This is a genomic window from Rhodococcus jostii RHA1 (assembly GCF_000014565.1).
Taxonomy (GTDB): domain Bacteria; phylum Actinomycetota; class Actinomycetes; order Mycobacteriales; family Mycobacteriaceae; genus Rhodococcus_F; species Rhodococcus_F jostii_A.
The window spans coordinates 5,581,573-5,600,353 of sequence record NC_008268.1 but is presented as its reverse complement, the minus strand read 5'-3'; the positions used below and the strand labels follow the sequence as shown (position 1 = coordinate 5,600,353).

General features: G+C 67.7%; 20 protein-coding genes and 1 pseudogene. 11 read left to right on the top strand and 10 right to left on the bottom strand.

Annotation, left to right across the window (positions count from 1 at the left end; genetic code table 11):
• Nucleotides 1-24: 24 nt before the first annotated feature.
• Nucleotides 25-915: an EamA family transporter gene (locus RHA1_RS25690; protein ID WP_081437468.1), complete on the bottom strand. Its 891-nt coding sequence runs from the start codon at nucleotides 913-915 to the stop codon at nucleotides 25-27.
• A gap of 83 nt (nucleotides 916-998) precedes the next feature.
• On the opposite strand from RHA1_RS25690, the gene RHA1_RS25685 reads away from it, so the two are divergent.
• Nucleotides 999-1,877: a LysR family transcriptional regulator gene (locus RHA1_RS25685; protein ID WP_011597453.1), complete on the top strand. Its 879-nt coding sequence runs from the start codon at nucleotides 999-1,001 to the stop codon at nucleotides 1,875-1,877.
• On the opposite strand, the gene RHA1_RS25680 is transcribed toward RHA1_RS25685, so the two are convergent.
• Both RHA1_RS25680 and RHA1_RS25675 read right to left on the bottom strand, forming a co-directional pair.
• Entirely contained in the window at nucleotides 1,874-2,875 is a 1,002-nt protein-coding gene (locus RHA1_RS25680; protein ID WP_011597452.1) for a sugar phosphate isomerase/epimerase family protein, read from the bottom strand. The genes RHA1_RS25685 and RHA1_RS25680 overlap by 4 nt on opposite strands.
• A gap of 50 nt (nucleotides 2,876-2,925) precedes the next feature.
• A complete protein-coding gene (locus RHA1_RS25675) occupies nucleotides 2,926-4,104 on the bottom strand; it encodes a Gfo/Idh/MocA family protein (RefSeq protein WP_011597451.1) in 1,179 nt (392 codons plus the stop codon).
• Between the two features lie 270 nt (nucleotides 4,105-4,374).
• On the opposite strand from RHA1_RS25675, the gene RHA1_RS53650 reads away from it, so the two are divergent.
• A complete protein-coding gene (locus RHA1_RS53650; RefSeq protein WP_202800451.1) occupies nucleotides 4,375-4,503 on the top strand; it encodes an NAD(P)-binding protein in 129 nt (42 codons plus the stop codon).
• Here RHA1_RS53650 and RHA1_RS52010 read toward each other — a convergent pair.
• Nucleotides 4,494-4,991 (bottom strand): hypothetical protein, encoded by a 498-nt coding sequence (locus RHA1_RS52010; RefSeq protein WP_237727023.1) that lies wholly within the window; start codon nucleotides 4,989-4,991, stop codon nucleotides 4,494-4,496. The two genes, RHA1_RS53650 and RHA1_RS52010, sit on opposite strands and share 10 nt — an antisense overlap.
• On the opposite strand from RHA1_RS52010, the pseudogene RHA1_RS52005 reads away from it, so the two are divergent.
• A pseudogene (locus RHA1_RS52005) lies at nucleotides 4,884-5,123 on the top strand (salicylate 1-monooxygenase); the annotation flags it as partial. The gene RHA1_RS52010 and the pseudogene RHA1_RS52005 sit on opposite strands and share 108 nt — an antisense overlap.
• Before the next feature lie 119 nt (nucleotides 5,124-5,242).
• On the top strand, nucleotides 5,243-5,428 hold the full coding sequence (locus RHA1_RS51325; protein ID WP_011597449.1) for a hypothetical protein: 186 nt from the start codon (nucleotides 5,243-5,245) through the stop codon (nucleotides 5,426-5,428).
• Between the two features lie 13 nt (nucleotides 5,429-5,441).
• Here RHA1_RS51325 and RHA1_RS25665 read toward each other — a convergent pair whose 3' ends face one another.
• Nucleotides 5,442-6,509 (bottom strand): LacI family DNA-binding transcriptional regulator, encoded by a 1,068-nt coding sequence (locus RHA1_RS25665; protein ID WP_081437535.1) that lies wholly within the window; start codon nucleotides 6,507-6,509, stop codon nucleotides 5,442-5,444.
• Between the two features lie 327 nt (nucleotides 6,510-6,836).
• Between RHA1_RS25665 and RHA1_RS25660 the strand changes: the two genes are divergently transcribed.
• Entirely contained in the window at nucleotides 6,837-8,090 is a 1,254-nt protein-coding gene (locus RHA1_RS25660; protein ID WP_009478280.1) for an acyl-CoA dehydrogenase family protein, read from the top strand.
• On the opposite strand, the gene RHA1_RS25655 is transcribed toward RHA1_RS25660, so the two are convergent.
• Nucleotides 8,048-8,941: a helix-turn-helix domain-containing protein gene (locus RHA1_RS25655; RefSeq protein WP_041812014.1), complete on the bottom strand. Its 894-nt coding sequence runs from the start codon at nucleotides 8,939-8,941 to the stop codon at nucleotides 8,048-8,050. The two genes, RHA1_RS25660 and RHA1_RS25655, sit on opposite strands and share 43 nt — an antisense overlap.
• Nucleotides 8,942-9,392: 451 nt before the next feature.
• Between RHA1_RS25655 and RHA1_RS25650 the strand changes: the two genes are divergently transcribed.
• The 3 genes from RHA1_RS25650 (at nucleotide 9,393) to RHA1_RS25640 (ending at nucleotide 12,120) form a co-directional block, all read left to right on the top strand.
• A complete protein-coding gene (locus RHA1_RS25650) occupies nucleotides 9,393-10,889 on the top strand; it encodes an aldehyde dehydrogenase family protein (RefSeq protein ID WP_050787522.1) in 1,497 nt (498 codons plus the stop codon).
• A 32-nt stretch (nucleotides 10,890-10,921) separates the two neighbouring features.
• Nucleotides 10,922-11,278, top strand: coding sequence for a hypothetical protein (locus tag RHA1_RS25645; RefSeq protein ID WP_011597443.1), 357 nt, complete (start codon nucleotides 10,922-10,924; stop codon nucleotides 11,276-11,278).
• A 107-nt stretch (nucleotides 11,279-11,385) separates the two neighbouring features.
• Nucleotides 11,386-12,120, top strand: a complete 735-nt coding sequence (locus RHA1_RS25640; RefSeq protein WP_011597442.1) for a tripartite tricarboxylate transporter permease — start codon at nucleotides 11,386-11,388, stop codon at nucleotides 12,118-12,120.
• Between the two features lie 9 nt (nucleotides 12,121-12,129).
• Here RHA1_RS25640 and RHA1_RS25635 read toward each other — a convergent pair whose 3' ends face one another.
• Nucleotides 12,130-12,828 carry a GntR family transcriptional regulator gene (locus RHA1_RS25635; protein WP_011597441.1) on the bottom strand — a complete coding sequence of 233 codons (699 nt, stop codon included), beginning with the start codon at nucleotides 12,826-12,828 and terminating at the stop codon, nucleotides 12,130-12,132.
• 93 nt (nucleotides 12,829-12,921) lie between these two features.
• Between RHA1_RS25635 and RHA1_RS25630 the strand changes: the two genes are divergently transcribed.
• Nucleotides 12,922-14,040 carry an AbrB family protein gene (locus RHA1_RS25630; RefSeq protein ID WP_009478274.1) on the top strand — a complete coding sequence of 373 codons (1,119 nt, stop codon included), beginning with the start codon at nucleotides 12,922-12,924 and terminating at the stop codon, nucleotides 14,038-14,040.
• 211 nt (nucleotides 14,041-14,251) lie between these two features.
• Here the strand turns inward: RHA1_RS25630 and RHA1_RS25625 are convergent, their stop codons facing one another.
• Nucleotides 14,252-14,740, bottom strand: a complete 489-nt coding sequence (locus tag RHA1_RS25625) for an FBP domain-containing protein (RefSeq protein WP_011597439.1) — start codon at nucleotides 14,738-14,740, stop codon at nucleotides 14,252-14,254.
• Between the two features lie 226 nt (nucleotides 14,741-14,966).
• Here RHA1_RS25625 and RHA1_RS25620 point away from each other — a divergent pair, with 226 nt between their 5' ends.
• Together RHA1_RS25620 and ligD are read left to right on the top strand one after the other, a co-directional pair.
• On the top strand, nucleotides 14,967-15,401 hold the full coding sequence (locus RHA1_RS25620) for a PAS domain-containing protein (protein ID WP_011597438.1): 435 nt from the start codon (nucleotides 14,967-14,969) through the stop codon (nucleotides 15,399-15,401).
• A 132-nt stretch (nucleotides 15,402-15,533) separates the two neighbouring features.
• Nucleotides 15,534-16,505 (top strand): non-homologous end-joining DNA ligase, encoded by a 972-nt coding sequence (gene ligD, locus RHA1_RS25615; protein ID WP_011597437.1) that lies wholly within the window; start codon nucleotides 15,534-15,536, stop codon nucleotides 16,503-16,505.
• A gap of 414 nt (nucleotides 16,506-16,919) precedes the next feature.
• On the opposite strand, the gene RHA1_RS25610 is transcribed toward ligD, so the two are convergent.
• Together RHA1_RS25610 and RHA1_RS25605 are read right to left on the bottom strand one after the other, a co-directional pair.
• Nucleotides 16,920-18,137 carry a vWA domain-containing protein gene (locus RHA1_RS25610; protein WP_011597436.1) on the bottom strand — a complete coding sequence of 406 codons (1,218 nt, stop codon included), beginning with the start codon at nucleotides 18,135-18,137 and terminating at the stop codon, nucleotides 16,920-16,922.
• Nucleotides 18,134-18,775 (bottom strand): SRPBCC family protein, encoded by a 642-nt coding sequence (locus RHA1_RS25605; protein WP_009478268.1) that lies wholly within the window; start codon nucleotides 18,773-18,775, stop codon nucleotides 18,134-18,136. Before RHA1_RS25605 ends, RHA1_RS25610 begins: the two co-directional genes overlap by 4 nt.
• Nucleotides 18,776-18,781: the final 6 nt, after the last annotated feature.

Genomic DNA, 18,781 nt, shown 5'->3' with positions numbered 1-18,781 from the left:
CAAACTTGAACGACGTTCAAGGTATCAGGTCGGCGCGGACAACGGTGCGGCAGACTCCGTGACGTCGCCCTGGTCGGGCGTCGTGCGCGCCCCGGCCCGCGCCGCTCCGATTCCCGCCGCGACCACGAAGCAGATACCGGCGACGGCAGCGTGGTCCGGAATCTGGTGCAACACCACGAGCCCGATGATCAACGCGAGCGCCGGTTCCAGACTCATCAGCGTCCCGAACGCCGCGGTGTTCAGCCGGCGCAGGGCGAGCATCTCCAGCGTGAACGGCACGACCGGGAGCAGTATCGCCAAACCCAGCCCGATCATCAACAGGTCCGGCGTCATCTTTCCGAGCATCGACGGCCCGCCCACCGCAGTCGCGACCAATCCGGCGACCGGCATGGACACCGCGAGCCCGTTGAGACCGGCCACCTCGTCGCCCACGCGCTGGGTGAGCACGATGTAGAGGGCCCAGCACGCGGCCGCGCCCAGCGCGAACAGGATTCCGACCGGGTCGACGCCGCCGGCCCAGGGTTGCGTCAGCAGCAGCACCCCCACGGCCGCCAGCGCCGGCCACTTCAGGCGACCTCGTCCGTGCAGAACAGCGACGCCGAGGGGCCCGAGGAACTCCAGCGCGCTGGCTGTTCCCAGGGGGATCCGGTCCACTGCGGCCATGAACAGCAGGGTGACCGCCGCCGTGACCACTCCGAGCAGAACACACGCGCCGAGGGACGAACGCGTGAACGCCTTCGGCCGAGGCCGCACGATCACGGCCAGCAATACCCCCGCCCACGCCAGGCGCAACCAGGCGGCGCCCTCGGCGCCGACGCGCTCGGACACGCCCACGGAGATGGCGAGTCCGCTCTGTACGCACAGCATCGAGGTCAGCGCCATCGTCGCGCCGACGTGGGTCGAGTTCCTGGTCATGCCTGCATTGAATGACACCTCGACCGTTCACGTCCACGTGACTTTCATGGACAAACCGTTCGGATATCGCGAACAATTGGGGAGTGGATACCCGCCGCCTGCATCTCCTGCTCGAGCTCTCCCGCCTCGGCTCCATGCGCGAGGTCGCCGAGACACACCGGCTGACCACCTCGACCGTCTCCCAGCAGATCGCCGCACTGGCGAAGGAGACGGGTGCGCAGCTCGTCGAACCGACCGGCCGCCGGGTGCGGCTCACTCCGGCCGGTCGCCGGCTGGCCGACCACGCCGTCACCATCCTCGCGGCCGTCGACGCCGCCCGGCTCGACCTCGACCCCCACGCCGAGCCGGTCGGCACCCTGCGCGTCGGGGGTTTCGCGACCGGCATCCGGGTGTCGCTGCTCCCGGTCGTCGCCGAACTGGCCCGCACCCACACGCAGGTGGACGTGGTGATCAGCGAGTACGAGCCGGTCGAGGCGTTCGCGTTGCTCGCCGACGACGAACTCGATCTCGCACTGACCTACGACTACAACCTGGCACCGGCATCCCCGGGCACCGCGCTCGAGGCCGTCCCGTTGTGGTCGACTCCCTGGGGACTCGGCGTCCCCGCGCCCGCCGGCGACGAACCCGCAGACGTCGCCGCCTACGCCGGTTCACCCTGGATCGTGAACTCCCGCAACACCGCCGACGAGGACGCCGTCCGCACCCTCGCCTCGCTCGCGGGATTCACACCGCAGATCGCCCACCAGATCGACAGCCTCGACCTCGTCGAGGACCTCGTCGCCGCCGGCTACGGGGTGGGTCTGCTGCCCGCCGACCGTCCCACGCGCAAGGAAGTCACAGTCCGCCCGCTCACCAACCCGAAGGTGGTGCTGACGGCCTACGCCGTCACCCGCCGCGGGAGGTCGACCTGGCCGCCGCTGCGGCTGGTCCTCGACCGCCTGGCCGCCGTCACCGGTTTCTAGCGGGAGGCCACGGCGGAAGCCGCGTCCTTCAGGGTGCGGGCCGCGACCTGCAGTCCCTCGAGCTGTCCCAGTTCGATGTCCTCGTGTTCGATGTTGACCGCCATGTCGGGGTCGACCCGCTGCAGCGCAGCGAGGAAACGGGACCAGAAATCGACGTCGTGTCCGCGGCCGACGGCGACGAAGTCCCACGCCGAGTCCTCGGGCCACTTGTTCACCACGTGCTTGCCACCGAGTCCAGTGGGGTTCTGGTCGGCCGGGATGCGGGTGAACCGGTCGTCGAGAACACCGTAGATCTTGCAGTTCTCGTTGATCCGGGTGTCCTTCGCCGCGGCGTGGAAGACGAGGTCGCCGAGCCAGTCGACCGCGGCGACCGGATCGATGCCCTGCCAGAACAGGTGCGACGGGTCCATCTCGGCGCCGACGTTCGTCGCACCGGTCTTCTCGACAAGACGCTTCAGGGTCGGCGGGTTGAACACCAGGTTCTGCGGGTGCATCTCGATCGCGACCTTCACGCCGTTCTCACGGGCGAGCGCGTCGATCTCCTTCCAGAACGGCACCGCGACCTGATCCCACTGGTAGTCGAGGGAGTCGAGATAGCCGCTGTCCCACGTGTTCACGTGCCATGCCGGCCACTGGCCGCCGGCGTGCGCGGCAGGCAGGCCGGACATCGTGACCACCCGGTCCACACCGAGCAGGCCGGCGACCTTGATGGCGTTGCGCAGGTCCTCGGCGTCCTCGGGGCCCACCTCGGGATCCGCGTGCAGCGGGTTGCCGTTGCAGTTCAACCCGGCGATGGAGACGCCGGTCTCGTCGAAGACCTTCAGGTACTCCTGCGGTGACACCTCACCGCAGAGGAGTTCCTTGACGGGCAGGTGCGGGGTGGGCAGGAAGCCGCCCGCGTTGATCTCCGCGCCTTCGAGTCCGAGGGACGCGATGGTCTCCAGCGCCTCGCGCAGGCTGCGGTCGTGCAGGACGGCGGTGTACACACCGAGTTTCATGAGGGTTCCTTGCGTGGTGGGAAGCAGTGGGGGTTCAGGGGTTTTGCGGTTCAGCCGATCTTGACTGCTGCTCCGTCGGCGCGGGCGGACTCCGCGACGGCGGTGACGATCTGCATGCCGCGCAGGGCGTGGGCGAAGGACGGCAGCGGGCCGAGGACGTCGATGCCGGCGATCTGGTCGAGGAACGCACGGGCCTGGTAGGCGAAGAACTCCGCCTTGCCGTGGCCGACGCCGCCGGCATCCATCGGCAGGCCGCCCTGGATGTACGGGTGCTGCGGTCCGATGATCACCCGACGCTGACCGTTCACGGTGCGGTCGAGGCCCTCGCTGGACACCGAGAATTCCGCTGCGCGAGCCAGGTCGAACGCCGCGGAGCCGGACGTCCCGAACAGCTCGAAACCGAGCCCGTCCGGAAGCTGGTGCGCGACACGGGAAGCGGAGAACGTTCCGACCGCGCCGTTCTCGAAGCGCGCCGTGAACGTCGCGAGGTCCTCGTTCTCGACGGGTGCCATCTCACCGGTGGTCTCGGCCTTGGTGTGGCCGTAGGTGACTCCGGCAGGCACGGGACGCTCCGTGATCACCGTGGCGAAGGTCGCGCCACTGATCTCGACGATCGGACCGCACACGAATTCGGCCATGTCGAGCAGGTGGCTGCCGACGTCCGCCAGCGCACCGGTTCCGGGACCGCCGCGGTACCGCCAGGTGATCGGCGAGGCGGGGTCGAGGCCGTAGTCGCACCAGTAGTGCCCGTTGAAGTGGATGATGTCGCCGAGGCGGCCCGTCGCGAGTTCGTCGCGGATCGCCTGGATGGCCGGCGACCGGCGGTAGGTGTACCCGACCGTCGCGATCGTGTCGGCGTCCGCGGCGGCCGCGACCATGGCCTCGGCGTCCGCGATGGACCCGGCCAGGGGCTTCTCGCACAGCACGTGCTTCCCCGCAGCGAGGAGGCCTTCGACGATCTCCCGATGCAGCTGGTTGGCGACGACGACGCTGACGGCGTCGATGTCCGGCGATTCGGCGATGGCCTGCCAGCTGTACTCGGCCCGCTCGTACCCGTACCGCTTCGCGGTGTCGTCGGCGACGGCCTGGTTGGTGTCGGCAATCGCGACCAGACGCACGTCGGGGCGGTCGGTTCCGAACAGCGTCGACGCCATGCGATATCCGGCGGCGTGCGCTCGTCCGGCCATGCCGCCGCCGATGACGGCGACACCGATCGAGTTGGAAGTCATGAGTGGAAGCCTTTCGGTGTGATGTTGACCCGGCGGGAGTGCCCGTCGGCTACCCGCAGACACCCGCACGAGAGTGAAGACGCCCTCCGGCTAGTTCGGTCTATTTGACCGGTCTAGTACGACTACTATGAGCTGAGTCACGACACCCTGTCAAGCCCCGGCCCGGCGGGCCGGCAAGCAAGCCGCACCCCTTGACGAACGCCCCTTCCCCGCACACTCTGAAGACTTTCACTGAGCATTGATTCAGTGAATGACAGTTCAGGAGGAAGCATGGAGGCCATCGTCGCAGGCGGAGGTGTGGCCGGGACCGCGACTGCAATCGCATTGCGCCGCATCGGTTCCGACGTCACCCTCTACGAAACACACTCCGATCGGCAGGACAGGTGGGCTCATTTCTGAGTCTGGCATCCAACGGACTGCGGGCGCTGGAGGCGCTCGGTTGCCTGGACCAGGTGCAGCAGGCCGGTTTCGCGGTGCCCACTCAGCGAATGTGGTCCGGTACGGGCAGGCTGCTCGCGGAAGTTCCGCGCGGACGGCTGTCGGGGGATCCGCTGTTCAGCACGACGCTGATGCGCGGTTCCCTGGTCGAGGTGCTGCGGAAGTGCGCAACGCAGGCCGGTGTTCGGATCGTCACGGGCCGTCGACTGGTAGGCGCCGAGCCCGCGGGCGACGGTGTCCGCGCGCAGTTCGCCGACGGCGTCCCGGCCGAGACCGGCACGTTCAACATGGTCTTCGCGCGCAGCGGCGCCTTTCTCCACATCCCGGCTCCGGACGGAACCGTGTGGCGGTCCGCGCAGGTTGCCGATCCCCGGCCACCGAAACCGACAGATGTCGGCGACGACCGGTGGCTCGACCGACTCGCCGAGCTGTACCGGTTCGAGCCGCAGCCGCTCGAGATCATCAGGGCGACCGCGCAATTGCACCGTTCGACGCTCATGCACACGCTGGCCGAAGTCCCCATCTGGCACGATGACCGCGTCGTCCTCGTCGGCGACGCCGCCCACCCGGTCGGCGCGGGGCAGGGCGCCTCCATGGCCATCGAAGACGCCGTGGTCCTGGCCCGGGCACTCACCGAGGCAGACTCGACCGGGGAGGGCTCGCCGAGTACGACCGGCTCCGGCGCGCCCGCATCGGGAAGATGGCCAAGGCGGCCCGCACCAACCGCGACGCCAAGACCAGCGGCCCGCTCGCGCGCCGGCTCCGCGACCTCGTCATGCCGATCGCCTTCGGGCACTTCTACGAACGGGCCACCACCTGGCTCTACACCCACGATCTGGGCACACTGCCCGCGCAGGCGGAGCAACCCCGGCCCGCCGAACACTGACGACCGTCGCAGGTCAGGACACGCCCGACCGGGATCCGTCCACCGGCACGGGCGCGGGCGCGGTGGTACGACGCGCGACGAGCCGCGGCCGGAGGACGGTCGCCACCGATTCGGTCCTCCCCCGGTCCAGCCGCTGGATGACCGCATCCACCGCGGTGGCGGCCTGCTCCCGCGGTTGCTGATTGACCGACGTCAGATCGATGTGTGCCAGCTGGGCGAGCACGCTGTCGTCGTATCCGGAGACCGAGACGTCTTCGGGGATCCGCACACCCCGGCTGCGCAGTTCGCCGATCAGCCCGATGGCGCTGCGGTCGTTGGCCGCGATCACCGCGGTGGGAAGCTGCGACCGCCCGAGCAGAGTGCCCGCGGCGGCCGTTCCGGCGCTGTCGGTGAAATCGCCCTCGACGACGTCGATATCGAGTCCGTGACGACGCATGGCACGGGTGTACCCCGACCTCCGGTCGGCTGCAATCGTGCCCGTACCCCCGCTGAGGTGCGTGATCCGGCGATGTCCCAGCTCCACGAGATGGTCGACGACGGTGCCGATCCCCTTGCCGTCCGCCGTCCGCACGACGTCGACCGCGCTGTCACCGACGCGGCGGCCGACCACGACCACCGGTACCCGTTCCCCGAGCGTGTCGAGCACGTCGGCGCCGAGTTCGGTGCCGAGCAGGATCAGGGCTTCGCAGCGGAAATCGAGCAGCGTTTCGACGACTTTCGGTTCGGCGTGCGTGGGAGTCAGGGCGCCGAGCACCACCTCGTACCCGTGCTCGTCGGCGGCGGCGACGATGTACTCGACCATCTCGGCGTGGAAGCTGTTGCGAATATCCGCCATCACACCCACGAGGTGGGTCCGCCGGAGCGACATCAGGGCGGCCGTACGGTTCGGTCGGTACCCGAGCTCGTCCGCGACGTCGAGGACCCGCTTCCGTGTCTCCGCACTCGGTCCGGGAACGCGACGAAACACCATGGAGACCAATGCCTTCGACACGCCCACGCGGTCGGCGATGTCCTGCATGGTGACGGCCTGCCGGGGCATCGGAACGGAGCCGCCGCTCCGGGCGTCGTCGTCGTTTCGCATGTGCAGACCCTTTCGCTCGCCGAGCACGAGGCACACCCAGAGTATCCGACATAGACCGAAGTACTAGACCGGGCTACCTACCCGACCGCAGCTAGCCGAACAGTCCGGGCGGCACGACGAGAACCACCGAGCCCTGCACGAAGCGGCGCAGCGGATCGCCGGCGCTGCCGACTGATCGGTCGTCAACAGGGATCGATCAGGTCCTGGCGCAACCATCCACGAGTTTTGGCGCAACCGTCCAATTTCGAGGGCCGGCGCGGGACCACTATTGATGTGTCACGCCCGGACGTGTCCGGGGTCACACAATCGACGGAGGATCTGATCCCAATGGCAATCGACTTCGACCTGAGTCCAGACCAGGCGGCCCTGCAGAAGGCGGCGCGAGCCTTCGCCGACGAGCGGCTCAGTCTCGTTGAAGGCGTCATCGCCCCGCTTCCGACGCCCGAGGCGCGCTTCGCGGCGATCAAACCGTTCTATCAGGACATGGTGCATGCCGGATTCCTCAAAGCGTTGCTGCCGGTCGAGTACGGCGGCACGGCTATGCCGTCGCTCGATTTCGCCTTGGCGGCAGAAGAACTCACCCGTGCCGACATCAATGTTCCCAGTGCGCTGCTCGGCACCGGATTGGGGCTGCAGCCCATCATCCACTTCGGAACCGCGGATCAGAAGTCCAGGTTCCTGCCGCCCTTCGCCGGCAGTGAACCGTTACTCGCGGCGTGGGCGTTCACCGAGACCGCCGGCGGCGCGAACTTCGACAATGCGGATGCCTCGGCAGGTGTGCAAACCTTCGCGCGCTTGGACGGCGACGAATGGGTGATCAACGGGGACAAGCACTTCACCACCAATGGTTCGGGTTGGGACGGCAACGGTGCTGCGCTGATCAGCGTTCTCTGCCGTACGGATCCGACACTTCCCTTGAACGAGTCGATGGCCGTGATCGTCGTACCCGGGGACACGCCCGGCGTCGCTGTCGAGTCCTATATCGACACCATGGGGCACCGTGCCACGGCATCACCTCGCATCACCTTCACCGACGTGCGCGTGCCGGCCGGAAACATCATCGGAAAGCCCGGTGACGGCATGGAGATCGTCCGCAAGACGTTCAACTGGACCTCGTCGATCATCGGGGCTGCGTGTGTCGGCCGGATGCGGGCGGCATTCGACTACGCCTTCACCTTCGCGAAGAGCGACAGGCGTTCGGGCCCGGTCCCGATCATCGACTACCAAAACGTCGGGTACATGCTGGTCGACATCAAGACCCGCATCGAGGCCGCTCGATACTTCACGTGGAAAGCATGCGATCTCTACGACAAGACGGGCGGCGCGGACGAAGAGCTCGGCCACATGGTCAAGATCTACGCGTCCGAACTTGCGGTACAGGTGGTGTACGACACGATGCGTGTGGTGGGAGTGAACTCCTATGGAGACCAGACACCAATCGCCGGAATCATGGAAGACGTCCTGTGCTTCCCGCTCTACGACGGGGGCAACATGGGCGTTCGGCGCCGGCAGCTCCATGCCCTGATGAAGCGGTCGGACTACGATCCGATGCTGTCCGCCGCCGGAATCGTGGCAGGTTGACCTCGTACGACCCGTCGGCCAACCGACGCTCTGCTCGTGACGCGAAATTCCGTGGGCGTGCAACCGAGACAGCTCTGAAACGTGCGGGTGAGGTGGGAGCTGTCGTAGAAGCCCCACCGCGCAGCGATCTCACTCACGGTCACCGAGTCGGGCGCTACCGCCAGGTCCTGCATCGCCCCCTGCAGGCGTTCGTCCCGAACACACTCCGCGAACGTGGCGCCGACCGCCTGGAACAGGCGGTGCAGCGTTCGCACCGAGACGGCGGCTTCGCGCGCAGCGGCCGCCGCGGTTACCCGGCCCAGAGGGACTGCTGAGCGAATGTAATGGCGGACAATCTGGCGGAGCGCCGCGTCACGACCTTCGGTGCGGGTTCCTCCGGCCGGGGGCTCCGTTACTGCGGCGAGAACATCCGTGAAAGAACGCTCGAGCGTTCTCACCGTGGTCTGGTCGAAGGCGGGGCGTTCCCGCCAGAGGGAAGACATCATTGCCCCGACGACGTTTCCCGGTCCGCTCGTCGTGTCGATGGCGCGCGCCGTCGCTCCGACGCCCCGCACGTTCGCGCTCCACTGATCCCGAGGAATGCGAAATGACAACACCCGCCAACTGGCCGCGTCGTCCGGCTCCCGGAACTCGAGGGTGTACGGGCGCGTCGTGTCGAACACGGCATAGCTGCCCGGATGGACGATGCAACGGCGTCCATCCTGCTCTCCGTGACACGTTCCCTCCAACTGCAGATTCACGAACAAGGCGTCCAGGGGTGCGCGGCGAACTTCCCTGGGACCGTGGGTCAGTAGCTGTGTGCACGAGGAGATCTCGGCGCAGTTGGTCTCGACCAGTGCCTCCGAGCGCACCCACCCGGGAATACCGTCCGGGGTCGCGCTACGCGCAGTCTGGGCACGCCCACGCTGAGGTGCCAGTGGAGTGAAGGCTTCACACACGACATCACCCCAGTAACTCGCCTGATCGCGAGTGCTCAGACCTGAGGTGGACCAATACGGCATGACACCTCCCGGTTTCTGGGCAGGGTCACCGGTGCCGGGTACTCGGAACCGGTGCCTGTTGCACTCCAAATTCTGCGCGTTCCGACGGGGTTGTCAAGAAACTGTCCGGTTTCCACACAGATGACCTTCGACGCGGGAGACTAGCGTCGTCCACGAGCCGGCGAATGACGAACTGCACTGTGGTTCCCGGCAATTGACGATCTTCCGCGCGGAGAGAGAGCCGCGCCACCGTTCGAGACCACAGTTCACATCCCTGCCCACCATCGGCCGACAGGCCAAATACACCATCGAGGAGCACACCATGACAACGACATCACCCGCACCGTCACCCGAGGTCTCCCGCTTCCTGACGAGTCCCGTTCTCCATCTGATCGACGGCCGGAATGTTCCGTCCGCCTCCGGCGAAGTCTTCGCAACAGTCAATCCATGCAATGGTGAAGCCTTGGCGCAGGTGGCGTTCGGCGGCGACGAGGACGTCAACCGGGCGGTGTCGGCTGCTCGCAGAGCACTCGACGGACCGTGGGGACGCATGACTCCGGCACAGCGAAGCAAGATTCTCTGGCGGGTCGGCGATCTACTGGAGGAACGGGTCGAGGAATTCGCGCTCGTCGAAGCGCTCGACAACGGAAAGCCGCTGACCTACGCACGTCTGGTCGATGTCCCCCTGTCCGCCGACTGGTTCCGCTACATGGCGGGGTGGCCCACGAAACTGGAGGGCAGCACAATTCCGGTCACGTCCACCGCAGCGCCGGGCGATTACCTGGCGTACACCGTGCGCGAGCCGGTGGGCGTCGTCGCCGCGATCGTCGCCTGGAACTTCCCGCTGCTGCTCGCAGCCTGGAAGCTGAGCCCCGCACTCGCCGCGGGCAACACCGTCATCCTCAAGCCGGCGGAACAGACCCCGCTCAGCGCGGCGCTGCTCGGCGACGTGCTCCGCGAGGCCGGTATCCCCGACGGCGTGGTGAACATCGTGCAAGGCGACGGCGAGAACGTCGGCGCCGCACTCAGCGCTCATCCCGGCGTCGACAAGGTCTCGTTCACGGGGTCGACCGAGGTGGGACGGCACATCGTCGGTGCCGCACGCGGAAACCTGAAGAAGGTGACCCTCGAACTCGGCGGCAAATCCCCCAACATCGTCTTCGACGACGCCGACATCGACGCCGCCATCGAGGGTGCGGCAATGGCCATCTTCTTCAATCAGGGTGAGGCCTGCGAGGCCGGGTCGCGGCTGTTCATTCAGTCCACGGTGTACGACCAGGTCGTCGAAGGGGTCGCCAAGATCGCGTCCACGTTGAAGGTCGGCGACAGCCTCGACCCGGACACGCAGATGGGTCCCGTCGTGTCGGAGAAGCAACTCGACACCGTTCTCGGATACCTGGACAGCGGCAGGGCCGAAGGTGCCACCGCCGTGACCGGTGGGGGCCGGAAGGGGGACATCGGCTACTTCGTCGAGCCGACAGTGCTCGTCGACACCACACCGAACATGCGGGTGGTGAAGGAAGAGATCTTCGGACCCGTCGTCACCGCGATACCGTTCGACGACATCGACGACATCGTCCGGACTGCCAACGACACCGAGTACGGTCTCGCCGCGGGCATTTGGACCTCGGATGTGTCGAAGGCCCACAACGTCGCGGCGCGCATCAAAGCGGGGACGGTGTGGATCAACAGCTACCACGTGCTCGACCCGGCCCTGCCGTTCGGTGGTTACAAGCAGTCCGGTTGGGGACGTGAGCACGGTGCGGCGGTCTTCGACGCATACACCGAGACGAAGACCGTGATCCTCAAGAAGGGATGAGCTAGGGACTTCCCCGGCCGCCAGGGCAGAGTGTGGGCACGGATTCACGGGAGAACGGCGACTCGCTGGGGATACTCGCCGATGCGATGGTCGGCGAATTGACGGTCGACTCGGCCGCAGTGCGCGATGCGCTCGACCGGGTCGCTACCGGTCCGGCCGACAGGGCGGCGTTCGCGGAGAAGGTGCGCCGGCACCAGGTCGAGCTGACCCGTTTGCGGCGACGGGAACGCGAACTCGGGGTGCTGTTCTCGAGTGCCCGCGAACTCGCCGAACTCCGTGACATCGACGCCCTCCTCGGGCGGTTGGTAAGCCGCGCCCACGAGATGATGGGCACCGACGTCACCTACCTGTCCGAGTTCGATCCGGCGACCCGGGAGCTGAACGTCTGACGAAGAGCTACGACGTCTCGCTGAACATCAGCTACTTCCTCGGCATCGCGGTCGGCCCGCTCATCGCGGACCTATTCCTCGTACTGGGTGCGTCGGGACGCAAGGACATGGCCCGCAAGGAACCGGCGACGGTGTGGCTCGCCCCGGAGATCAAGGGGTGGAAGGGATACTTCCCGAACCCGTTCCGGATGCTCGACGGCAGGCAGACCGCACAGGTCGCGGCGACCGCGACCGTCTCGAGCGCCACATTTGTGTTCAGCCCGGTCGCGATGACCGTGCTCATGGGCGAGGTCGTCGGTTCACGGGTCAAGCAGGGCTACCACCGGTTGACGTCGGTGATCGCCGCGCGCAACGGAACCACCGAATCGACCTACATCGCCGAAGCGCTCATCCCGCTCATCGCGTTCGGTCTGCCGCTGAGCCCGGTCGCGGCAGGCCCGGCCGCTCCCCTGTTCAACGCGCCGCCGGTCTTCACCACCGACGACGGCACCGGGCAGATCCGCAACCTGTCCACGGCACTGACGAACTGGGAGTTTCTGCTCTACGGTCTCGGTGCGGTGGTGATCGCCGCGATCATCGCGTACCCGTTTGCGATGAACTTCGCTCACCGCGCGGCGACGCTCGTCGTCCGGTACGTCAGCCACGAGGCGATCATCGCCACGGTCACGGGCCTGGTCGTCGTCATCAGCGTTTGGGAGGGCGGCATCCTCGGCCTCGCCGTCACCCTCACTGTCGGACTCGTCGGCGGTCTGCTGTCGCGGGCGTTCAAGATCCACGCAGGCGTCCTGTTCATGGGGTACTACGTGGCAGTCCTCAGCGTCCCCGCCATCCTCGCGCTCTGACCACGGCGACTACGCGGTGACCAGGTCGATGGCGACGGCCGCTCCCTGCGGATCGACGACCGCGTCGAGGATGGTCTTCTGCGTCTGGGTCAGGTGCTCGGTGCAGGCCGCGGCAGCCGCCGGTCCGTCGCCGGCGAGGATCGCACGGCACATCGACAGGTGCTCCGCCAACGAGACGTCGAGACGGTCCGGGCGAGAGTGGGCGATGTTGCGCAGCCTCTCGGTGTGCGGCCGGAGTTCGGCGATCGATCGGGCTAGTTGCGCGTTCCGGGTGTGCGCGATCACGGCCTGGTCGTACGTTTCCGCGAGTTCGTAGAAACGATCTCGCCGGGACTCGGATGGGTCCTCCTCGGAGATCGCCCCTAGTGCGTCCGCTACCTGTTCGAACTGCTGCCGGGCCGTGGCGTCTCGGGCGACGGCCTCGGCGACCATGCGCGCGGCGGCCGCCTCGAGCAGGATGCGTAGCTCGAACAGGTCCCGAACGCTCTTGATCGAGATGGGAGCGACCCGTGCGCCCTGCCGGTCGATGAGCGAGACCAGCCCCTCCCCCTCGAGCCGAAGGAAGGCCTGGCGAACCGGGGTGCGAGACGCCGAGAACCGCGCGCCCACGTCGATGGCACTCAGCGACTGGCCCGGGGACAGGGAACCGTTCAGGATGTCCTGCTTGAGCTGCTCGTATACCTGTTCGCTCTTGCTGCCACCCGTCATGCATACATCCTAACGTTCGCAGTGACATCCGTTAAGGTATACATTGATGCACACCATAGAGCAGGGACAGCATCCCGGAGTAGGCGCCCACCCGTGAACGACGTGCAATCCCCCGAACGATCCGTGCCCACGCGCGCGGCCGCACTGCGTCGGCACGGACTCCGATGGGCCGCACTGATCGCACTGTCGGTCGGCGGCTGGGTGCTCGGCGAAAGCGTCGGTCTGACGGCGGCCGGTCTCTTCTCCGCCCTGATCGTCGCGGCGACCCTGGCCGTCACCGGATGGGGGCCGGCCCGAGTGCCGCGCCCGCTGGGAAAGCTTGCGCAGGGAGTGCTGGCGAGCGCGGTCGGGCTGATGGTGCACCGGGACACGATCGCCGGACTGGGCTCGATGTGGATGCCGGTGGTCTCGATCGCGGCCGCGACTCTCGCGCTCAGCGTGGCGGCCGGGGCCCTGCTCGCGCTGCACCGCGACGTGGACGCGGTGACCGGTTCCCTCGCCATGACTGCGGGCGGCGCCACCGGACTCGTCGCGATGGCCCGCGAACTCGGCGGCGACGACCGGGTCGTCGCAGTGGTGCAGTACCTGAGGGTGGCGCTCGTCGTCGTGTCGATGCCGATGATCGTCACGTTCGGCTTCCGCGCCGATACCGGTGCGGAAACCGTGACAGGCACCGAGGGCGGTGGGTCCGAATGGTATGTGGCCCTGCCGTTCCTGGCATTGTTCATCGTGGGCGGCACCGCCGTGGCATCACTCGTGCGACTACCCGCTCCCGCGACGTTGGGTCCGCTGGCGGTGAGCGCCGGGTTCGAACTCGGCGGCTGGAGCGACGCGGTCGCGGTCCCGCCGATGCTGATGACCGGCGCGTTGATTCTCATCGGCTGGCAGGCCGGGCTCGCGTTCGACCGGGCGAGCCTGCGGGCGATCGGACGAATCCTGCCGTACGCGGCGCTGCTCACGCTGCTGGTCGGGGCGGCCTGCGCCGGCCTGGGCGTCCTACTCTCCCACCTCACCGGTGTGAGCCTGCTCGAGGCCTATCTCGCCACGACGCCCGGTGGCCTGGCGGCGGTGCTGGCCGTATCGGCATCCACCGCCTCCAACGTCACGTTCGTCGCGGCCGCTCAGGTGTTGCGCCTGGTCATCATGCTCGTCACCACCCCGATCATGGCGAAGGCATTTGCCCACTTCAGTTCTCGGCGTCGACGAGCATAGTTCGGGAATCCTCTCCGGACAGGACGGTCCGGTCTATGTCCGGGCCGTCTCGACCGGAGAGGAGTCCCGTACACCCCGAGTGTCGTTGCAGTGTCTCCGAACTCGGGGTCCACCGGGACGCGGGTTCCTCGAATGTCGGCGCATGGCATCTACCTCCGTTCTCACGAGCAGCTAGCGAGCTGCTCGATGGGTGGGTGTCGGGTCGGGTCGGTCAGCCGTAGACCCTCGAGATGAAGGCGTCGAGGTTGACGCGGACCCGCTCGATCCTCTCCTCGGGCTCGAGATCCTCGCGGTACTGCCTACCCAGCGCGGGCGACTTCTTCCGGCGCGCGTAGAGCGAGCAGGCGAGATCGGCGCACATGTAGGTGCCGATCGAGTTGCCCCGGCGTCCGGATTCACCCGACTTGCGTGCCGTCATCAGCGAGACGCCGCCATTGGCGTGCGTGGTCATGCAGACGGTGCACATTTGCGCGCGGCGATAGCCGCCCGTTTCGTAGCGCAGCGCGACGCCGACGAGACCACCGTCCCGCGGAACGACGACGTAGCAGCGGCCGGGAAACGACGGGTCACTCCAGCCGAGGAAGTCGAGGTCGTCCCAGGGCCGGTCGTCCAGGTCACGAGGGACCGGTAGGCGCTTGGCGTCGCCTTTGGAGCAGTTGATGAACGACGACCTGATGTCGCGTTCGGTGACAGGTTCCATGACGAGTTGAACTCCTTCTCTCGACGGGTTGACAAAGCCACGTGACAATACGGACCGCAGTGAGGTCGGGCAACGGATTTTCGGAAACGATCCCAGGCTGTAGCGAGTGCGGCGGGTGTCGCCGCGGCTACCGGTAGTCAGGTGCACATCCCGGCCACGGAGGACGTGAACCGCCGACTACGACGACAACGGGACGGGCGGTCGGAATCGGTGAGAGTATAGGGCTGTGAGCGCACAGGCAGAGTATGAGGAGAGACGTCGCCCGACCCCGGAAACTCCTTTGGGCTACCTCGAGCAGCTACCCGCCCTCGTCCTGCTCGAACGCCTTCCGGTTCCCGTCCTGGCGGTCGAGAACGACGGCACCGTCGTCCACGCGAACAGTGCTTTCGAGGAGATGCTGGGTCATCCCGTTGCGTCACTGCGCGGACGTCCGGTGTCCGAATTCCTCAACCTGGACGACGCACCGGCGGGTGCCGACGCAGTCGAACACCTCCGCGAGTCCGCCACCACACCCGTCGACCTCGCACATCAGGACGGATCCCGAGTGCGCGCACTCGTCAGCCGGCCCATCCTCCGTCGTCAGGACGATCCGGTGACCCTCGTCTGCTTCCACGACGTCACCGAACAACTGTGGAACGGCGGCCGGGCGCCCGGCTTCTGACCCCGCCCCACAGACGCACGGACAGTGGCCGGATTCTCACGACCATCCTGGCAACGAACGAATTGCCTGGGATTCCGGCGAAACCGTCTGCAAACAGCGCGGGAAGGATCGGGTGCGGGTTAGGTTGACTGCATGGCGACCGGCAAGAGCAAGGCTCCCGCTGTCGAACTGGAGGTCGGCGATCGGACCGTGCGGATCTCGCACCCGGAACGCGTCTACTTCCCCGCCACCGGTGCCACGAAGCTCGACCTCGCGAACTACTACCTGAGCGTCGGCGATGGGATCGTCCGCGCCCTGCGCGAACGCCCCTGCATGATGCACCGCTTTCCCGACGGCCTGAGCGGGGAGAAGGTGCACCAGAAGCGGTTGCCGCACGGTGCACCGGACTGGGTCCAGACGGTGCGGGTGACGTTTCCGCGGTACAACCGTCACGCCGACGAACTGTGCGTGACGCACCCGGCGGACGTGATCTGGGCGGTGCAGATGTCCACGGTCGAGTTCCATCCGTGGAACTCGCGCCGCGCGGACGTCGAACGCCCCGACGAGTGGCGGATCGATCTCGATCCGATGCCCGAGTGCGGGTTCGACACGGTGCGGCGCGTGGCCGGGGTGGTGCACGAGGTGCTCGACGAACTGGGTGCGACGGGCTGGCCGAAGACGTCCGGCGGAAGCGGCATGCACGTCTACGTCCGGATCCGGCCCGACTGGGGTTTCGGCGACGTCCGGCGGGCCGCGCTGGCCTTCGCCCGCGAAGTGGAGCGCCGGGCCCCGCAGGACGTCACCACCACCTGGTGGCGGAAGGACCGGGACCCGCGCAAGCTGTTCGTCGACTACAACCAGAACGCCCGCGATCACACCATCGCCAGCGCGTACTCGGTGCGGGGTGTGCCCGACGCGACCGTGTCCACACCGGTGACGTGGGAGGAGATCGACGACGTGAACCCGCACGAGTTCACGATCGCCACCGTCCCCGACCGCTTCGCGAAACTCGGTGACCTGCATGCCGGAATCGACGACGCCGTGTTCTCGCTCGAGCCGCTGCTCGAGTGGGCCGACCGCGACGAGGCCGAAGGCGAGTCGGATCCCGGTGGCGCGGAGGACTGATCGCGGACGACTGACCGAGGTCGTCCCCATGACGCGACACGCGCCCCGACCGTGCGGCCGAGGCGCGTGTCTCGCATGCCGAACTCTTCCCTACCGTGGCGGCGGGGGCGGTGGCGGCGGAGGCGGTGGTGGGTTGGGATTGCAGAGTTGGCAGCCGTCGACCGGCGGCTTGGGAACCGGTGCGTGACAGTCGTTCTGACATGGTCTGGCGCCGGCGATTTCGGCCGTCCCCACCAGTGAGATCGAGAGGGCTGCGAGGACCGCCCCGATGGCCGCCACGATCCTGGCGGAAGTTCTGGAAGTCGACATGTGGGTTTCCTCCTGTGAGCTGAAGAACGGTGTGCACCGTCCATAGAGCTTCGGCGAAACACACGACGGCGGCCAGGCACCCTGGGGGTGGAAATCGCGCCCCCGCTATCCCATCCGGCTGATCACGTCCAGCACGTCGCGGAGCGCGGACACGGAGTGCGCGGGGAGGAAGGCATCGCAGAAGGGCAGCGCGGCCGCCATCGATCCGGCGAGCGGCTGGAAGTCGGGATCACCGGCGCGGGGATTGAGCCACACCAGTCGATGGGCGCGGCGACGGACCCGGGTGAGGGCATGCGCCAGGCGCGTCGGGTCGTCGCTGTCCCAGCCGTCGGACGCGATGACCACGACTGCCCCGCGCAGCGCGTTGCCGTGCGGGGACGCGAGCAGTTCGCTCACGCTGCCTGCGATGTGGGTGCCACCGAATCTGTCGACCACCTTGTCGTTCGCCTTGCGGACCGCGGTCTCGGCGCTGCGGTGCGCGAGCACGGGCGTGAGCCTCGTCAGCGACGTGGAGAAGGCGAACACCTCCGGCCTGCCCGCGGTCTGTCGTTGCACCGCCGCCCGCATCAGATGGAGATAGATCGCGGCGTATGGCTGCATCGACCGGCTCACGTCGCACAGCATCACGATGCGCCGCGGACGGTTCCGCGGACGGCTCCGCGCGAGGACCACCGGCTCCCAGCCCGTGGCCCTCGACCGGTTCATGGTGGCCCGCAGGTCGATACGCCGGCCGCGGCGATGCACTTCGCGACGTCGGGTGCGGCGGGACGGCCACGCGGCGGTGGCCTGCTCCAGCCAGGCCCCGAGGAGCCTGAGGTCGCCGGCGTCGAATCGGGCGAAGGATTCGTCCGCGCGAACCACGAGCCTGCTGGGCAGGGTGTCCGGCACGGCGGTGAGCACGTCGTGAATGTCGTCCTCGCCGCTGTCGTCGCCGCCGGTCATCATCGGTCGTGTCATCCACGGCACGCCGTCGACGTCCTGCGCGTCACCGGGCCGGTCGCGGCCGTCTCGGACACCGGCGAGGGCCGTCTCCCGTCCCGCAGCGGCTCGCCGCGCATGCGGATCCACAGACAGCAGGGCGTCCTCGAAGACCGCGGAGAAGACGGCGTCGAACGGCGCGAGGTCGTCGACGCGGTTGACGAGTGTCAGACGCGCCGACCAGTACAGCCGCGACCGCGAACTCGGCGGCGACAGATGAAGTGCCTGCACGAACACCGCGGGGCCGCTCGCGGAGACGACGACGCCACGGGAACGCAACCGGGCGACGAGTGCCACCGCGAACGCCGCGAGATCGACGCCCCGCAGGACGCCCGACGCGGTCATCGCCTGCGGCGGCCCACCACGAGGACGACCACGATCCCGGCGAGGATGGCAGCGAGGATCGGGGCATACCGTTTCCACGCACCCGCGCCGGACAACGCCAGCAGGTCCAGCGGCGCCGGTTCGGCGGCAGGCCGGGCCACGGACAGCGTCGTGGTGCCGGTGGACTCCGGCGCCGCCGCGGGCTGTTCAGCGGGTCCCCCGGCGAGCTTCGCTTCCAGCGATTCAGCGAACTGCCCCATGAGTTTCTCCGACACCTGCTGGATCATCCCGCTGCCGAACTGCGCGAGTTTGCCGACGATCTTCATGTCGGTATCCACGGTGACGCGGGTGCGGTCGCCGACCTCGTGCAACTGGGCGGTGATCGTCGCGGACGCGTTGCCGGACCCGCGCGAGTCCCTCCCGCGGGCATCGATCACGGCGCGGTGCTCCTTCGGGTCACGCTCGACGAAGGCGGCCTTGCCTTTGAACTCACTGGTCACCGGGCCGACCTTGACCTTCACCTTCCCCAGGTAATCGTCGCCCTCCCGCCCTGTCATCTGAGCTCCGGGGAGCAGGGGAGCAACCTCCTCGAGGTCGCTGAGCACCTCCCACGCCTGCTCGATCGGGGCGCTGACGGTGAACTCGTTGGCGATCTTCATGGCAGT